The organism is Agromyces sp. NPDC029043, from assembly GCF_055564615.1.
Map to the genome: position 1 here is coordinate 228605 of NZ_JBVHVX010000005.1, position 16594 is coordinate 245198.

Below are 16594 nucleotides of genomic sequence, written 5' to 3' on the forward strand. Positions count from 1 at the left end.
CGCGTCAGGCGGCGTCCGGGGCGGTCACCGGGGTCGGCCGGGTCATGGGCGGTTCGGGCACCCCTCCGGCGAGCGCCCGGTCGAGCGCACGATGGACCCGCCACGCCGCGAACACCGCGAGCACGCTCACGCCCAGGTGCATGAGCAGGAACGCGTCGCCCAGACCCGCCCCGAGCAGCACGCCGGCGACCAGCGGGCCGGCCGCGGTGAACGCGGTCTGCAGCGCGGCCATCGCCCCGAGCGTCCGGCCGACCTTGCCCCTCGGGGCGAGCGACGCGGTGAGCGGGTTCAGCACCGGGCTGTAGATCGTCTCGCCCACGGCGAAGATGCCGTACGTCGTCACGAAGATCGCCGCCGCGACGCCGGGAGCGAACTGCGCCGCGGAGATCCCGAGCCACGCGATCACCCAGATCGCACCCACTGCCATGAGCAGCACCGGGGCGCTCCGCTTCGCGGTGAGCCGCACGACCACGACCTGCAGCGCGACGATCACGAGGCAGTTCACGGCCGCCGCGGTCCCGATTGCCGTCGGGTCGACGTCGAGGAACGTGATCGCGTAGGCGGGCAGGCCGGACTCGAACTGGGCATAGAAGCCGAGCGCGAGCGCGACCGTCGTGATCGCCGTCCAGCGCAGGGCGGGGGTGGCGAGGATCACCCGCAGGATGCCGCGTGAGCGCGCCTCCCCGGCCGCGATCGCGCCCGTCGGGTCGCCCGCGAAGTCGGCCGGCACGGGCGCGCCGATGCCGGCGATCGCGATGATGACGGATGACACGACGAAACCGCCCGCGGCCATGAGGAAGCCGACGTGCAACCCGTCGGGCCGGTCGAGGTCGACGAGGTGGCCCGCGATGAACGCCCCGGCGGCCATGCCGAGCGCCTCGCCGGCGAACTTGTAGGCGAAGACCTTGCGGCGATCGTCGCTCGACGACCACTGCAGCGCGAGCACCTGCTTGGCGGGCGACGCGGCAGCGAGGCCCAGCCCGAACACGAGCATGCCCGCGAGGAACGCCCCCGGGCCATCGGCGAGGACGAGAGAGGCCGCGCCCGCGGCACCGATCAGCTGCGCGAGGACGGCGACGCGCACGGGCGGGAACCGGTCGCTCAGGCGACCCGCGATCGGAGCCGCGACGAGCGCGCCGACCGAGAAGAGCGAGGATGCCGCGGCTGCGACGAGCGCGCCCCACTCGCGGGTGTCGGCCGCGTATGCGTACTGGTAGGGCAGCACGCCGCCCCAGCCGAGCGAGCCGATCCCGGAGGCGAGGACGAGCAGCAGCGCACGCATCGAGAACACCCCTTCCCGGGCGTCGGAGCAAGATGATTCGGTGTCGAACAGTTCGACATCGAAATATTAGCAACCGAAGGAGGCATGCGAGAATTCCCGCATGGCCAGACGCACGCCCAGCGCGGCGGAGCAGCACCGACGAGCCGTGGCGACCTACGTGGAGGCGGGCGGCGAGGAATCGGTGCAGCGCGTCATCACCGCCGTGCAGGGACTCTCGCGCAAGCTCGACCAGTGGTATGCGCGCCAGCTCGCCGACCTCGGCATCGCCGCGGGCGAGTGGGCCGTGATCGCCGCGCTCGCCAAGGCCGGCACCGCACTCACGCCGAGCCAGCTCGCCGATCTCACGAACGTCGCGCCGTCGTCGATGACGCATCGCCTCGACAAGCTCGCGGATCGCGGCTTCATCGAGCGCACGCCCGATGCCGAGAACCGCACGCGGATCCTCGTCGGCCTGACCTCGGCCGGCTGGGACTTCTTCAGTCTGGCGATCCGCGGCTCCGATGTGGTCGAGTCGGACGTGCTGCAAGACCTCAGCGACGCCGAACGCGGCGAGCTCGCGCGGCTGCTCGAGGTGGTGATCGCCCGGCTCGACGAGCTGCCGGTGGCGGAGTAGCGGCTATTCGGTCGGCGCGGCCGGCGGGATGGCGGCGATGGCCTCGATCTCGACGAGCGCGCCCGGGCGGGCGGGCGCGACGGCGAGTACCGTGACCGCGGTGCGATGGTCGCCCCACACCTCGCCGGTCGCGGCGTAGCCATCGCTCGGGTCGATGCCGGGCGCGAGGTGGATCGTCAGCTTCACGACGTGCTCGGGGCCGGTGCCCGCCGCCGCGAGGACGGCGAGCACGTTGCGCAGCGCCTGCTGGGTCTGCGCCCGGAGGCCCTTCGCCAGGGTGCCGGAGGCGTCGGTGCCGTTCTGGCCGCCGACGTAGAGGGTGGGGCCGGCCGGCGCGATCATGCCCTGCGCGAAGGCGGGGCTGCGGTGCAGCTCGTCGGGGTCGACCGGGGTCACGTGGGTCGTCATCGTCAGGTCCCTTCAGGTCATGCCGAGTCTGCACCCGGCCGCCGACATTTCGCGTTCAGACCGGGTCGGGCATCCGTCCGCCGGACGCGACGTGTTCGAGGATCGCGCGACGCCAGGAGCCGACGTAGTCCGGGTAGTCGTCGGCGAAGCGGGTGAGGTCGGCCGCGGCATCCGGCACCACTGCGGTGAGGTCGTACTCGACGGTGACGCGACATCCGTCGGACGCGTCGGCCAGCGCCACGGTGACCGTGCCGGCCGACCATCACTCTGCGACCCGCGCGTACCGCACGCGCGCACCGGGCTCGCAGTCGAGCACGATCCACGTGACGGTGCGGCCGTCGTCGCCGCGGGTGAGCCACACCGTGCCGGTCTCGAGGTCGTCGGACGGGGGCACCGGGAACCGGGGTTCCCACCCGGGCACCCACAGCTCCTCGCCACGCGCGGTGAACAGCCGGAAGGCGGCCCGCCGCGCCAGCGGGAGTTCGAACGCGTCGCTCACCCTGACCCGCGCGCCGTCAGCGGTCGAGCTCGTGCCGATCGTCATGGCGTGTCCTCCCCGTCGAACGACCACGGTACGCCGCTGCGGAAGGATCGACGCCGCCGACCGGGTCGGGTTCCCGGTCGGCGGCGCCGCGTGTCGGCGTCGGTCAGGGCAGGGCACGTCCGATCGCCGACGGGATGGCGACCGGCGCCGAGCTCGCGACGCCGGGCTCGAGCCCGTCGGCGGTCGCCGTGACGACCACCGTCAGCTCGGCCCCCCGGTCGCGGCCGTCCACCCGGTACGACGCGCTCGTCGCGCCCGGGACGTCGACGCCGTCGCGCTGCCACTGGTAGGCGAGCCCGACGTCCTCGGGGCTCCACACCCCGGGGTTCGCGACGACGACCCGGCCGGCGAGGGCGTGGCCCTCGATCGCCGGTGCCACCACGTTCTCCACCGCGGTCGGCGCGGCGGGCTCGACCAAGCGGCCCACTCCCCACCTCCCGGTGGACTGGTATCCCGCGCCGGTCGGGTCGGCCCAGTTCCGGATGGCGATCCGCTGGCCGTCGGCCGCGTCGTTCACCTGGAAGTCGAGGCCGTGGAACGATCCCAGCCCGGCGGCATCGCCGAGGTCGACCGACAGCTCGACGACGTACCCGTCGTCGACGAGCGCCGTCGCGCTCTGCACCCGGGCCCGCTGGAACGCCTCGTCGCCGGTGCCGAACGACACCGCGTTCCGGGCGCTCACGCGGATCTGCGTGTCGTCGTAGCGGTAGGAGCCGTTCTTGGCGTTGCCCGGATCGACGTAGACCTCGACCGAGTCCTGGATCCACGGGTCGGAACCGCTCACGTCGACCACCGGGTCGGCGACCCGGGCCAGCACGTAGAGCGTGTCGCCCGACCAGAGGGTGCGGACCTCGGCCGTCGCGCCGGCTTCGCCGACCACCGGCTCGTCGGTGCGGACCGTGTTCGCGTCGCTCCACGCGGCGTCGATCGCTCCGTCCACCACGGGCGCGGCGTCGGCCCGGACGACCTCGAGGTACGAGAGCGGCTCGACGAGCGTCAGCGTGCCGAGCACGCCGGGCGCGTTCCATCCCGCCGTCCCGCCGGAGCCGTCGGCGACCCGGAGGTCGAACGCCAGCGTGTCGCCCTCCGCGACCGCGGGCGCAGGCAGGTGCGCGACGAGGTCGTACCCGCCGTCGCGCTCTTCGACGACCGCCTCGACCTCGCCCGACCCGTCGCGACCGACCGTCGCCACGGCGTCGCCGAGCTGGAGCTCGACGCCGTCCGCGGCATCCGCCGTCGCGTCGTCGACGCTCGCGAACACGGTCAGGTGGTCGCCCGCCCAGCGGAGCTGGAACTCCGCCACGTCCTCGACGGAGTGCAGCGGCAGGCGGTCCCACTCAGGCGACGCCGTGGCGGCGTCGTCGAGCGGCACGTCGCCGGCGAACACGTTGGCGGTGCGCTGGCGCGCGGGCAGGTCGCCGTCGACGGCGCCGTGGTACGCGGGCTTGGCCCGGTACTGGTCGTCGAAGACCAGCGGTGCGCCCGAGCCGGCCCGCCAGCTGCGGCCGTCGGTGAGGCCCCACACCGTGACCGAGTACAGCGAGTCGGCGTGCTCGCGGAACACCCGGAAGGCGTCGCGGTAGTAGTAGCCCTGGTCGACGAGCTTCGCCTGCGTGACCGGGGTGCCGGTCGTGACGTCGAGCTCGGTGACGGCCTGCGTGACGGGCAGGTCCTCGAAGGCGACGATCGCCTGCTCGAGGGCCGAGACCGGCATCGCGAGGCTCACGTGGAACTGGTGACCCACGCCGTCGACCGGCACGCCGCGCGCGAGCAGCCGCTCGACGAGCGCGCGGTAGCGCTCCTGCTTGCCGCCCTGCTCGGTGTTGTAGTCGTTGATGAACAGCGTGACCGGCCGGTCAGCGCCATCCGCCGCGTAGGCGTCGTTGAAGGCCTCGTCGGCGTAGGCGAATGCGAGGTCGATGAACTCCTCGCCGAGGATGCGGTACCACTCGCTGCGGCGTAGGCCGTCGGCGAAGTCGCTGCCGTCGGCGACGACCTCGTTCACGACGTCGAACGCCCGCAGCGGGTTGGTGTCCGACCCGAAGGGCCCGTAGCGGTCGGCCAGGTAGGAGGCGACGTCGAAGATGTGCGTCCGCATCCGCTCGCGCAGCACCGCCTTGCCGGCCTCGTCGGCCGCGAGCGGCTGTCCCGCGTCATCCTGGAAGAACCGCGCCGGCGTCTGGCCGTGCCACACGAGCACGTGCCCGTACACGCCGAGGTCGTGCTCCTGCGCGAAGTCCGTGAGCGCGTCGGCCTCGGCGTTCGCGGTGACGAAGTCGCCGTTCGCGTCGTACCAGGCTTCGGGCTTCATGAAGTTCTCGGCCGTGACCTGGTCGAAGTGCCGCAGCAGCAGCTCGGATGCCGCGCCCGAGGTCTCACGGCTGTCGATCGCGACGCCCACGGGGAAGTCGACGGTCTCCTGGATGCCCGTGAGGTCCTCGATGACCGGAGGTCGGGGCACGCGCAGCACGATGTCGTCGACGTACAGGTCGCTGATGTTGCCGACCGCGCCGTTGTCCCAGCGGGTCTCGAAGTACAGCAGCGAGCTGTCGGCGTCGGAGCCCTGGAACGTGGCCGTCACCTGCGTCCAGCCGCTGTTCGTGACCGCATCGAACTGCGCGAGCGTCGCGAACGCCGTCGTGGCGCCGGTCGTGTTCGCGCGGCTGAGCCAGACGTCGTCGATGTCCTGGCCCTCGCCGAAGCGCACCCAGGCGCTGAGCTCGTAGGTCACCGACGGGTCGAGCAGCCCGGTCACGTCGTGGCCGATGCCGTCGCCCTGCGTCGCCCGCTTCGTGACGACGGCCGACTGCGCGCCGTCGTGCGCCTGGGCCGTCGAGAGCTCGACCGTCGCGGTGGTCGATCCGCTGCCGCCGCGCAGGCCCCAGCCGTCGAGGCCGTCTTCGAAGTCCGTGTCGATGACGACCGCGCCGGCGGCCGGCGGGGTGCCCTTCGGGAACGTGAAGCTCCAGCCGTCGGCGAGCCGCTCCGACACGACGGTCTGCACCGCGGCGAGCGTGCCGGACCGGTCGCCGCCGCCGTCGTGCGCGAGCACGACCTCGCCCGGCTTCATCGCGGCGCGGAGGTTCTCGGTGAGCGTCGCGACATCCTGCGTCGCCCAGTCGTTGATCGTGTTCACGACCGCGAGCGGCTGCATGCCGAGCGAGACGGCGACGGCGGGCGTGACGCCCCAGCTGCCGTTGGGCGCGCGCCAGAACGGCACGGCCTGGTTCGGATCGCCGAGCGCGGTGCGGATGATCTGCAGGTTGGCCTTGAGGTCGGCCTCGACCTGCGCTGCCGACCACGATCCCATGTCGGCGTAGCCCGTCGAGTGGTTGCACAGCACGTGGCCGTCGGCGACGATCCGCTGCAGGATCCCGGTGCCGCCCGGCGCCGTGATGTTCTGCCCGATGACGCAGAACACCGCCTTCAGGTCGTGCTCGGCGAGGAAGTCGAGCAGGGCGGGCGTGGTGCCCGGGTTCGGTCCGTCGTCGAAGGTCAGCGCCGAGACGTTCCCCGTGCCCTCGGCGAGGCTCACCGGAGTGGCGACCGGGTTGATCGCGCCGCCCGGCACGAAGTCGGGGTCGGGCACGGTTCCTCCGTCCTCGGTCGTGATGCGCACGTCGTCGACGAGGAACGACGGCTGCCGGTCGCCGATCGCGGCCGCCTCGATGTAGAGGTTCGCGCTCGCGAGGCCCTCGGGGAACACGTAGCTGCCGCCGATCTCCACCCAGCCGTCGGCCGTGGTGTCGACGGAGCCGCCGATCCAGGTGTACGTGTTCGAGCCGCCACCGGCCGGCGTCTGCTCGGCGGTGAAGTGGATGCCGCTCGTTCCGGCCTCGCCCGCGGGCAGCTTGACCCACGCCGAGAACTCGTACGTCGCGCCGGCCTGGAGTCCGAGCGAGGCCGCGCCGGCCGACACGCCCTGCCAGTTCGCCGTGCGGTTCCCGACGGCGAGGCTCTTCGTGCCGCCTTGCGCCTCGGTGTCGGTGACCGCGAGGGATACGCCGCCGCGGGGTCCCCACGGGCCGGGGTTTCCGTCCTCGAAGCCCGTCGCGTGCACCGTGACGGGCTCGGCGCTCGCCGAGGTGGCGAGGCCGAGCGTCGCCAGCACGGTCGTTGCCGTGGCGATCGCGAGGGTTCCCAGTGTCCTTCGTCGTTGCATTGCTGCGCTCCTTTGCGCGGTCGGGTGGTGCGATGACGGTGGTGCGGGGTCTCCGGACACGAGGGTCCGGCGGATGGCGCGGAGGGGCGCCATCCGCCGGACCGTCACGGTGCTCAGCCCGTCGTGGGCGCCGCCACGGGGCTCGGTTCGACGTCGATGACGGGGTGCAGGCGCCGGCGGTGGTCGACCACGCGCGTCGGCCCGATGAGGCGGACGGTGTGCGCGTGCACGAGGTCGCCGGCCGAGCGGCCGGCGCTCAGCACCAGGTCGCCGGGCTCCACGATCCGCTCGCCGGAGCGCGACGTGAACGATGCCAGGTCGGCGGGCACGGTGAACCAGACGTCGGCGGCGGCACCCGGGTCGAGCGAGACCCGGGCGAACCCGATGAGCCGCTGCACCGGGCGAACGACCGAGGCGACCGGGTCGTGCAGGTAGAGCTGCACGACCTCGGTGCCGGCGCGCGAGCCGGTGTTGCGCAGCCGGAGCCGCACGCTCGCCGCCCCGTCCGTCGCGATCTCGTCCTCCTCGCCGGCGAACGACTCCCAGTCGAACGTCGTGTAGCCGAGACCGTGGCCGAACGGGTACGCCGCGGTCGGGTCGACGTTCGACACCTCGCTCGCTCGCGCGAGCGGCGCCGCGAGGTAGGTGGTGGGCTGCGAGCCGGGCGTGGCCGGGATCGAGACCGGCAACCGGCCCGACGGGTCGACGCGCCCGCTCAGCACGCCGGCGATCGCGCCCGCGCCCTCCTCGCCCGCGAAGAACGCCTGCACGATGCCGGCGGCCTCCGTCGTCGCCCGTCCGAGCGCGTACGGCCGGCCGGCCAGCAGGGCGAGCACGGTCGGCGTGCCCGTGTCGAGCACCGCGTCGACGAGCCGCTGCTGCGCGCCCGGCAGGTCGAGCGACTCGGCGTCGCAGCCCTCGCCGCTCGTGCCCCGGCCGAACAGCCCCGCGCGATCGCCGAGCGCGAGCACGACGACGTCGGCCGTCGCGGCCAGCGCCGCGGCGTCCGCGATCCCGTCGGTCTCGCCGCCGTCGACCGTGGTGCCGAGGGCGTGGCGGATGTCGCTGCCGGGGAACTCGGCCCGGATCGCGTCGAGCAGGGTCGGGATGCGGATGCCGATCTCGACGCCCGGGTGCTGGCTCACGACGTGCGTGGGGAACGAGTAGCAGCCGAGCATGGCGTACGGGTCGTCGGCGTTCGGGCCGATGATCGCGATGACGGATGGCGCGTCCGCCCGGCCGTCGGCGGCGAGCGGCAGCGTGCCGTCGTTGCGGACGAGCACGATCGCGCGCTCGGCGAGCTCGCGCGCCAGCTCGCGGTTGGCGGGAGGGTCGAGGTCGATCGTGCCGCGGACGGCCGCGGCATCCGTCCCCTCGATGCCCGCCAGCGCCGGCGGGACCGGTGACCAGTCGGGGTCGAGCAGGCCGAGGTCGGCCTTCTGCCGCAGCACGCGCCGAAGCGCGGTGTCGACGAGCGCCGCGTCGATCGCGCCCGCCGCGACCGCCGCGCGCAGCGGTTCGCCGAACGCCTTGACGGTGGGCAGCTCGACGTCGATGCCGGCCGCGAGCGCCGCGCCCGCGGCATCCGCCCACGTGTCGGCCACGCCGTGCAGCAGCCTGAGGAACGCGACCGCGAAGTAGTCGGCGACGACCGTGCCGTCGAAGCCCCAGGTCTCGCGCAGGAGCTCGGTGAGCAGCCGCCGATCGGCGGCCGACGGCACCCCGTCGAGGTCGGAGTACGAGTTCATGACGCTTCGGGCGCCGCCCTCGCGCACCGCCATCTCGAACGGCGGAAGGAGCACGTCGGCGAGCTCGCGCGGGCCGATCGACACCGGGGCGAGGTTGCGCCCCGCCTTCGACGCCGAGTAGCCGACGAAGTGCTTGAGGGTCGAGACGATGCCGGATGACTCGAGCCCGCGCACGTACGCGGTGCCCACGGTCGCCACGAGGTACGGGTCCTCGCCGATCGTCTCCTCGACCCGACCCCAGCGCGCGTCGCGGACGACGTCGAGCACCGGAGCCAACCCCTGGTGCACGCCGACCGAGCGCATGTCCTCGCCGATGCGCCGCGCCATCCGCTCGACCAGCGCCGGGTCGAAGGTCGCGCCCCACGACAGCGGCACGGGGTACGCCGTGGCGCCCCACGCTGCGAAGCCGGCGAGGCACTCCTCGTGCGCGATCGCGGGGATGCCGAAGCGGTTGGCCGCCGCGATGCGCTCCTGCGTTCGCGCGAGCGAGAGCGCACCGACCGCCGCGTCGACGGGGGCAGTGCCGAAGGGCCGCGTCAGCTGGCCGAGGCCGGCGGGAAGCAGCGCCTCGAGGTCGACGTGGTCGTCGAGGTCGTGCTGGTGCGGGGCGACGTCGCCGCCCTCGTCGGATGCGCCGACCCAGACGCCGTACAGCTGCGCGAGCTTCTCGTCGAGCGTCATCGCGGCGATGAGCGCGTCGACGCGCTCGTCGCGCGGGCGGGCGGCGTCGCGCCATGCGACATCCGTCGTCGCGGTCTCGTCGAACGCGGTCATCCCTTCACCGCCCCCTGCAGGCCGCCGACGATGCGGCGCTCCGCGGCGAGGAAGAACACGAGGGCGGGGATCATGGCGAGCGAGGTGTACGCGAGCACGGCGGCGGTGTCCTGTGAGTACTGGGTGGAGAACTGGGTGACCCCGAGCGGCAGCGGCCAGAGGTCCTGCGGGAGCGTGCCCGTGCTGATCACGAGCAGCGGCAGCAGGTAGCCGTTCCAGCTGCCGACGAACGCGAGCACGCCGACCGTGACGAGGCCCGGCATCGACAACGGCAGCAGGATGCGCCAGAAGAACCCGAGGCGCGAGGCGCCGTCGATCTGCGCGGCCTCCTCGAGCTCGTCGGGGATGGCGCGGAGGAACGGCACCAGGATGATGATCGTCGTCGGCAGCGCGAAGGCGATCGACGGGATGATCACCCCGAGGTACGTGCCGTGCAGCCCCAGCGTGCGCAGGAGCAGGGTGAGCGGCAGCGCGGCGACGGTGAGCGGGAACATCAGCCCGGCGGCGAAGAGCGTGTAGAGCCCCTCGCGGCCGCGGAAGTCGTAGCGGGCGATCACGAAGGCGGCCATGATGCCGACGATGACGACGCCGAGCGTGGTCCCGGCGGCGAGCACGACGCTCGCGAACACGTTGCCCCAGAACCGCGGGGCGCCGAGCACCGTGGCCCAGTTCTGCAGGGTCCACGGGTCGGGCAGCCCCGCCGGGTCGGCGTTGAGGTCGGCGGTCGTGCGGAACCCGCCGATGAACACGTACAGGACCGGCCCGATGGCGACGGCCGCGACGACGAGCGCGACGAGGTAGACGAAGGGCTGGCCCCAGTCGAACCGGCGCCCGGCGGGGCGACGGTCGGGCAGGTCGTCCGGCGCCCGGCCGGTGGTGATGGCGGTGGTGGCGCTCATGTCAGCGCACTCCTCGGGTGATGGCTCCGGCGAGGTCGCGGCGGAGGGCGAGGCGCTGGTACACGAGCGCCACGATGAGCGAGATGAAGAAGAGGATCACGGCGATGGCGCTGCCGTATCCGGGCTGGCCGGCGAACTGGCCCTGCTGCACCATGTAGGTCGCCATGGTCTCGGTCGACATGCTGCGCACCGTCGGTGCGACGGTCACCCAGACCATGTCGAAGAGCTGGAGCGCGCCGATCATCGACAGGAAGGCCCAGATCCGGATGGTGGGTCCGAGCAGCGGGATCGTGATGTGACGTTGGATCTGCCACCAGTTGGCGCCGTCGATGGCGGCCGCCTCGGAGAGCTCCTCGGGGACCCCCTGCAGGCCGGCGAGCATCAGGATGATCGCGAAGCCGAGGTACTTCCAGGTGAGGATGAAGAACAGCGTCCAGAGCGCGATCTCGGGGTCGGCGAGCCAGTTGCGCTGCAGCTCGCCGAGGCCGACGGCCTCGAGGGCCGCGTTGACGCCGCCGCCCGGCTGCAGCAGCAGCTTCCAGGAGAGGCCCGCGATGACCTCGGCGAGCACGTACGGGACGAAGATCAGGAGCCGCAGCGCGGCGCGGCCGCGCATCGGCCGGTTGAGGAGCAGCGCGATGCCGATCGCGAGCGGACCCTGGATCGCGAGCGAGAACACCAGGATGAGGAAGTTGTTCCCGATCGCGCGGATGAACTCGGGGCTCGAGAACGCGCGCTCGTAGTTGGCCAAGCCGATGAAGCGCTCGGGGTCCGCCAGGTGCTCCCATCGGAAGGCGGGCGGCAGGTTGTAGAGGCTGTACACCGCGGCGAGGATCACCGGCAGGATCACGAAGCCGAGGAAGAGGACGAGGGCGGGCCCGACCAGCACGGCGATCTCGAGGCGCTGGCGGCCCGACGAGGAGCGCCGGCGCCGGGCGCCCGGGGCGGGGGCCGGGCCCGCGGAGGTCGCGGGCCCGGCCGGGTTCAGGACTGCGGTCATGGTGCTACTGCGTCGCCGCGGCGTCCTGCATCTTGGTGACGATGTCCTCGGGCGAGCCCGCGCCGCCGAAGAGGTTCGTGATGCCCTCGTTCATGGCGTTGCCGACCGTCGTGCCGAAGGCGGTGTCGAACCAGAGCTGCACGAACGAGGCGTTCGCCAGGCCCTCGGCCACGGCCTTGAGGTTCTCGTCCTCGAGGGATTCGGTCGCGGCGGGCACCGTGGGGATACCGGAGCCGCTGGCGGCGAACTTCGCCTGGACCTCTTCGCTCATGATGTACTCGAGCAGCTCGGCGCACTCCGGGGGCGCCTCGGACGAGCAGCCGTAGCCGTCGCCGCCGCCGAGCGCCGCGGTCGGGTCGCCGGCCGCGTCGGGAATGCCGGGGAAGGGGAACCAGCCGAGGAACTCAGGCACTTCCTCGTCGGGCGTGAGCCCGCCGATCACGCCGGCGTTCCAGTGGCCCATGAGCTCCATCGCGGCCTGACCGTTGGCGATGAGACCTGCCGAGCTGCCGGCGCCCTGCTGTGCGGGGGTGCCGAGGAAGCCCTCCTGGAACGGTTCGATCGCGAGGAACTCCTCGAGCTGCTCACCGGCCTGCACCCAGCACTCGTCGCTGAAGTCGGCCTCGGCCTCGGCGGCCTGCAGCACCTCGGGCGAGCAGGAGTGCAGCGCGAACTGGTACCACCAGTGGGCGGCGGGCCACTTGTCACCGGCGCCGACGGCGATGGGCGTGATGCCGGCGCTCTTGAGCTTCTCGACCGCGTCGACCAGCTCGTCGAGGGTCGTGGGCGGCGCCGTGATGCCGGCCTGCTCGAACAGGTCGGTGTTGTACCAGATGCCCTCCACGCCGAACGTGAACGGGATGCCGTACGTCTCGCCGTCGACCTGCCACGGGGTGATGGTGGCGCCGACGCTGTCGATGGTGTCGCCGAGCTCGTCGTCGAGCGGCATGAGGTAGCCGTTCTCGACCTGGTCGCGGAGTTCGCCTCCCGGCCACACCTGGAAGAGGTCCGGCGGGTCGCCGGCCGCCAGCGCGTTCGGGATCAGGGTGCGCTGGAGCTCCTCGTTCTGGTAGCCGGTCTGCTCGACGTTGATGCCCGGGTGCTCGGCCTCGAACTCCTGTGCCACCTCCTCCCACACCTGGGGGAGGGGGCCGGTCGTGCCGTTGTGCCACCAGGTGAGGGTGACCTCGCCGTCGGCACCGTCGTCTCCTCCGGCGCTGCAGCCGGCCAGCGAGGCGATGGCGAGGCCGGCCGCCGCGGTGAGGGTGACGAGCCGCGTGGAGCTGCGTCTGTTCATCATTGAACCTCTCGAAAGTTTCGACGTTCATGTCGAAAGTGACTAGGACGCCTCGAATATACGCGCCAACCGATATGACGTCAAGCACAACAAATTTGGCGCGTCGAGCCCGTTCGGCGCTCCCGCGAACCTAGAGTGGTCGCGTGGGTGACCGATCCGGCAGCTTCGACGGCGTGCATCGCCGCAACCTCGCGCGCGTGCTCGGCCTCGTGCACCTCGAAGGGCCGCTCTCGCGTGCGCGGCTCACGGCGCTCACTGGCCTCAACCGCTCGACGATCGCCGCCCTGGCCGGCGAGCTCGTCGACCTCGGGCTGGCCGAGGAGCGGGCGCCCGATCCGACCAATCGCGTGGGGCGGCCGTCGCCCGTGGTCGCGCCCGACCCGCGCTTCGTCGCCGTCGCCGTGAACCCCGAGGTCGATGCCGTCACCATCGCCGCGGTCGGGCTCGGCGGCCGGATCGAGGCGCGCGAGCGCATCGAGGTCGACCACCTGGTCGCTCCCGACGAGACGGCGAGGCTGGTCGCCGACGCGATCGCGCGCTGGCGTGCGGGCGATCTCGCGCACGCGCGATTCGCCGGCGTCGGGCTCGCGGTGCCCGGGCTCGTGCGCGCGTCGGACGGCCTCGTGCGCTTCGCACCGCACCTCGAATGGCGCGACGCGCCCGTCCGCGCGTTCGTGGAGGAGTCGACGGGCCTGCCCACCACCGTCGGCAACGACGCGAGCCTCGGAGCCATCGCCGAGCACCTGTTCGGCGCCGGCCGCGGCGTCGACGACCTCGTCTACCTCAACGGCGGCGCGAGCGGCATCGGCGGCGGGCTGATCGTGCACGGCCGTCCGGTCGGCGGCACGAGCGGCTACGCGGGCGAGTTCGGCCAGAACCGGCCGGGGATCGCGTCATCCGGCGACCGGCGAGCGAATGGCGGCGTGCTCGAGGACGAGGTCAGCCGTGCCCGCCTGCTCGAGGCGGTCGGACTGCGCGCCGCCGACGAGCCGACGCTGGCCGCCGCCATCCGCTCGGCCCTCGACGGGCCCGCCGCCGACGCCGCGCGCGTCGCCGAGGAGCTCGATCGGCAGCGGCGCATCCTCGCGACGGCGCTCGCGAACGCGGTGAACGTGCTGAACCCGTCGCTCGTGATCCTGGGCGGGTTCCTCGCGACGCTCGCCGAGCTGGACCCGGCCGCGCTGCCCGCCGAGGTGGCCGCCCAGGCGATGCCGGCGGCGGCCGAGGATGTCGACGTGCGCGTGGCGGCGCTCGGCGAGGACCGCCTCATGATCGGCGCGGCGGAGGCGGCGTTCGCCGGCCTCCTCGCGGATCCGCTCGCCGCAGCAGGCTGACCGACTTGCGCGTCCCCGGGGGTGAATCGCTACAATCGAAGGCAGTCGAATCGATTCGAGGCCATGGCGGCCGAGATCGCTCACGGCGGCGCCCCACGCGGGCGCCGCTTTCGTTCGCCCGGCGCCCGACGGCGCGCGCTCGAGGCATCCGCACCCACGTCCGCACTCCAGCACGCCTCGGGAACTTCATGTCCACCGCTTCCATCCCCATCGTCCGGCCCGACGACTACACCGCGCCGCGGCATCCGGGCGACCTGCTCAGCCGTCGCCAGCGCCTCGTCTACGTGCTCGTCCTCGGCGCGCTCACCGCGCTCGGGCCCTTCACGATCGACCTCTACCTGCCGGCCTTCCCGGCACTCGAGGCCGAGCTCGGCGTGAACGCCGCGGCGATCCAGATCACGCTCACCGGAACCATGATCGGCTTCGGCCTGGGCCAGCTCATCGTCGGCCCGTGGAGCGACAAGGTCGGTCGCCGCCTCCCGCTCATGCTCTCGACGGCGCTGCACATCGCGGCATCCGTCGCGGCGGCGCTCGCGCCCGACATCACGTGGCTCATCGTGTTCCGCCTGCTGCAGGGCTTCGGCGCCGCCGCCGGCGGCGTGGTGGCGATGGCGATGGTGCGCGACCTGTTCGGCGGCAAGCCGCTCGTGCGCATGCTGTCGCGCCTCGCGCTGGTCAACGGCCTCGCGCCCGTGCTCGCCCCCGTCATCGGCTCGCAGCTGCTCCAGGTCATGGACTGGCGCGGCGTCTTCTGGGTCCTCGCCGCGTACGGCCTGGTCGTCGTGGTCGCCGTCGGGTTCTTCATCGTCGAGACCCTGCCCGAGTCGGGCCGCCACGTCGCGGGCCACTCGTCGGTCGCCCAGCGCTACCGGGCGCTGTTCCGCGACCGCATCTACCTCGGCGCGGCGCTCATCGGCGGCATGACGTTCACGGGCCTGTTCGCGTACCTGTCGACGTCGTCCTTCCTGTTCCAGCAGGTGTACGACTTCACGGCGCAGGAGTACGGCCTGCTCTTCGCGGTCAACTCGATCGGCGTCGTCGCCGGCGTGCAGGTGTCGTCGCGGCTCATCCGCGGCCCGGTGCCGCCGCAGTACGTGATCGCCGGCACGACGGTCGTGCACCTCGCTATGGCGATCGCGATCATCGTGCTCGACGGCGCGGGCGCCGGGTTCTGGGGCACCGCCATCCCGCTGTGGATCTACATCGCCGCCTGCGGCTTCACCTTCCCCGCGGTGCAGGTGCTCGCGCTCGCCAACCACGGTGCCGAGGCCGGCACGGCCGCGTCGCTGCTCGGTGCGCTCAACTTCGGCCTGGCCGGCGCCATCTCGCCGCTCGTCGGCCTCCTCGGGGTGGGCAGCGCGGTGCCGATGGCCGTCGTCATGGCCGGTGCGGCCGTGATCGCGATCGTCGCGGTGTGGGCGCTGGTGCGACCGGCGACGGTACCGGCCCTCTCCGACTGACTGCGACGAGCGGATGGCGCGTGCCGCGCGCCGCGCCATCCGCTCGTCGTCGCAGGGCGGAGGATAGCGCGTCGCGCGAACGGCGGCCACGCGGCGTCCGAGGTCCCGGCGGATCGCCGAACGCCGACTAGCGTGAGGGGATGAGCGCACCCGGAACCGACCAGGGACCCGAGGGCACGACGACCAGCGAGTCCGGCCGCACGCCCGAGAAGGGCGACGACCTCCGGCCCGCCGCGCGCCGAGCCCGCACCGAGTACGTCGGGCGGTTCGTGCCGTTCGCGGCCGGCATCGCCGCCGTCATCATCGCGGCGGTGCTCGGCCTCATCATCGTCCTGCGCGCCGACGGGCTGCCGTTCGAGGCCGACGAGGAGTGGGCCGAAGACCTCTTCGAGCTGCGCGGCGGCATCGGCGACATCGTCGCGTTCGGGATGGACCGGCTCGGCGGCGGCATCATGGGCGTGTTCGTCGTGCCGATCGCGACGGCCGTGATCCTGCTCGTGGTGCGAAGGCCGTGGGCGGCGCTGTACTTCATCGTCGCGTCGGCGGCGAGCGCGCTGATGGTCCAGGTGCTCAAGAACCTGTTCGGACGCGCCCGCCCCGAGGACATCCTCGTGATCGCCGACTTCGGGTCGTTCCCCTCGGGCCACGTCGCGAACGCCGCCACGATCGCCGTGGCCATCGGCATCATCGCGCCCAAGCGCTGGGTGTGGATCGCCGGCGCGATCTACACGGCGCTCATGGCGGTCAGTCGCACCTACGTGGGGGCGCACTGGCTCACCGACACGATCGGCGGCGCGCTCGTCGGGGCCGGGATGGCGCTGCTCGTGTGGACGGTCTTCGCCCGCAAGCTCGAGGCGGAGCGGCTGCGGCGCGCGGCGATCATCGCCGAGCGGAACGCGGCGCTCGCGCAGTCGCACATCACGCCGCCGGCGCGCCCGCGGGCGGAGCCGCCCGCCGCGTAGCCGCGCCGGGCGAGCAGCCCCGGTTGGTTCATTCCGGCGGATATACGATCCGGCACCCCGCGGTCTGCGACCTGGGACCGGCGCGGCGGATCGTATATCCGCCGGAATGGA

General features: G+C 72.8%; 13 protein-coding genes. 4 read left to right on the plus strand and 9 right to left on the minus strand.

The window, feature by feature from the left end; all coding sequences use genetic code 11:
• Positions 1–4: 4 nt before the first annotated feature.
• Complete coding sequence (locus ACZ4TW_RS09245) at positions 5–1282, minus strand: MFS transporter (protein WP_465542272.1); 1278 nt, start codon at positions 1280–1282, stop codon at positions 5–7.
• A 100-nt stretch (positions 1283–1382) separates the two neighbouring features.
• On the opposite strand from ACZ4TW_RS09245, the gene ACZ4TW_RS09250 reads away from it, so the two are divergent.
• The gene (locus ACZ4TW_RS09250) at positions 1383–1895 is read left to right on the plus strand and encodes a MarR family winged helix-turn-helix transcriptional regulator (protein ID WP_465542273.1); all 513 of its coding nucleotides are present in this window, start codon (positions 1383–1385) and stop codon (positions 1893–1895) included.
• Positions 1896–1898: 3 nt separating this feature from the next.
• On the opposite strand, the gene ACZ4TW_RS09255 is transcribed toward ACZ4TW_RS09250, so the two are convergent.
• The 8 genes from ACZ4TW_RS09255 to ACZ4TW_RS09290 all read right to left on the minus strand — a co-directional run bounded on the left by ACZ4TW_RS09255 (position 1899) and on the right by ACZ4TW_RS09290 (position 12727).
• On the minus strand, positions 1899–2303 hold the full coding sequence (locus tag ACZ4TW_RS09255) for a RidA family protein (protein ID WP_465542275.1): 405 nt from the start codon (positions 2301–2303) through the stop codon (positions 1899–1901).
• 55 nt (positions 2304–2358) lie between these two features.
• A complete protein-coding gene (locus ACZ4TW_RS09260) occupies positions 2359–2544 on the minus strand; it encodes a hypothetical protein (RefSeq protein ID WP_465542277.1) in 186 nt (61 codons plus the stop codon).
• Between the two features lie 21 nt (positions 2545–2565).
• Positions 2566–2847, minus strand: coding sequence for a hypothetical protein (locus tag ACZ4TW_RS09265; RefSeq protein ID WP_465542278.1), 282 nt, complete (start codon positions 2845–2847; stop codon positions 2566–2568).
• Between the two features lie 103 nt (positions 2848–2950).
• The gene (locus ACZ4TW_RS09270; protein ID WP_465542280.1) at positions 2951–7009 is read right to left on the minus strand and encodes an endo-1,4-beta-xylanase; all 4059 of its coding nucleotides are present in this window, start codon (positions 7007–7009) and stop codon (positions 2951–2953) included.
• Positions 7010–7122: 113 nt separating this feature from the next.
• Entirely contained in the window at positions 7123–9531 is a 2409-nt protein-coding gene (locus ACZ4TW_RS09275; protein ID WP_465542282.1) for a beta-xylosidase/alpha-l-arabinosidase, read from the minus strand.
• The gene (locus ACZ4TW_RS09280) at positions 9528–10430 is read right to left on the minus strand and encodes a carbohydrate ABC transporter permease (RefSeq protein ID WP_465542283.1); all 903 of its coding nucleotides are present in this window, start codon (positions 10428–10430) and stop codon (positions 9528–9530) included. The genes ACZ4TW_RS09275 and ACZ4TW_RS09280 overlap by 4 nt, the downstream gene beginning before the upstream one ends.
• A gap of 1 nt (position 10431) precedes the next feature.
• Positions 10432–11430, minus strand: a complete 999-nt coding sequence (locus ACZ4TW_RS09285; RefSeq protein WP_465542285.1) for a carbohydrate ABC transporter permease — start codon at positions 11428–11430, stop codon at positions 10432–10434.
• A gap of 4 nt (positions 11431–11434) precedes the next feature.
• A complete protein-coding gene (locus ACZ4TW_RS09290) occupies positions 11435–12727 on the minus strand; it encodes an ABC transporter substrate-binding protein (protein ID WP_465542287.1) in 1293 nt (430 codons plus the stop codon).
• A 143-nt stretch (positions 12728–12870) separates the two neighbouring features.
• Here ACZ4TW_RS09290 and ACZ4TW_RS09295 point away from each other — a divergent pair, with 143 nt between their 5' ends.
• The 3 genes from ACZ4TW_RS09295 (at position 12871) to ACZ4TW_RS09305 (ending at position 16483) form a co-directional block, all read left to right on the plus strand.
• Entirely contained in the window at positions 12871–14061 is a 1191-nt protein-coding gene (locus tag ACZ4TW_RS09295) for an ROK family transcriptional regulator (RefSeq protein WP_465542289.1), read from the plus strand.
• Positions 14062–14249: 188 nt separating this feature from the next.
• Entirely contained in the window at positions 14250–15521 is a 1272-nt protein-coding gene (locus ACZ4TW_RS09300; protein WP_465542291.1) for a multidrug effflux MFS transporter, read from the plus strand.
• Positions 15522–15661: 140 nt separating this feature from the next.
• Positions 15662–16483 carry a phosphatase PAP2 family protein gene (locus tag ACZ4TW_RS09305; protein ID WP_465542293.1) on the plus strand — a complete coding sequence of 274 codons (822 nt, stop codon included), beginning with the start codon at positions 15662–15664 and terminating at the stop codon, positions 16481–16483.
• Positions 16484–16594: the final 111 nt, after the last annotated feature.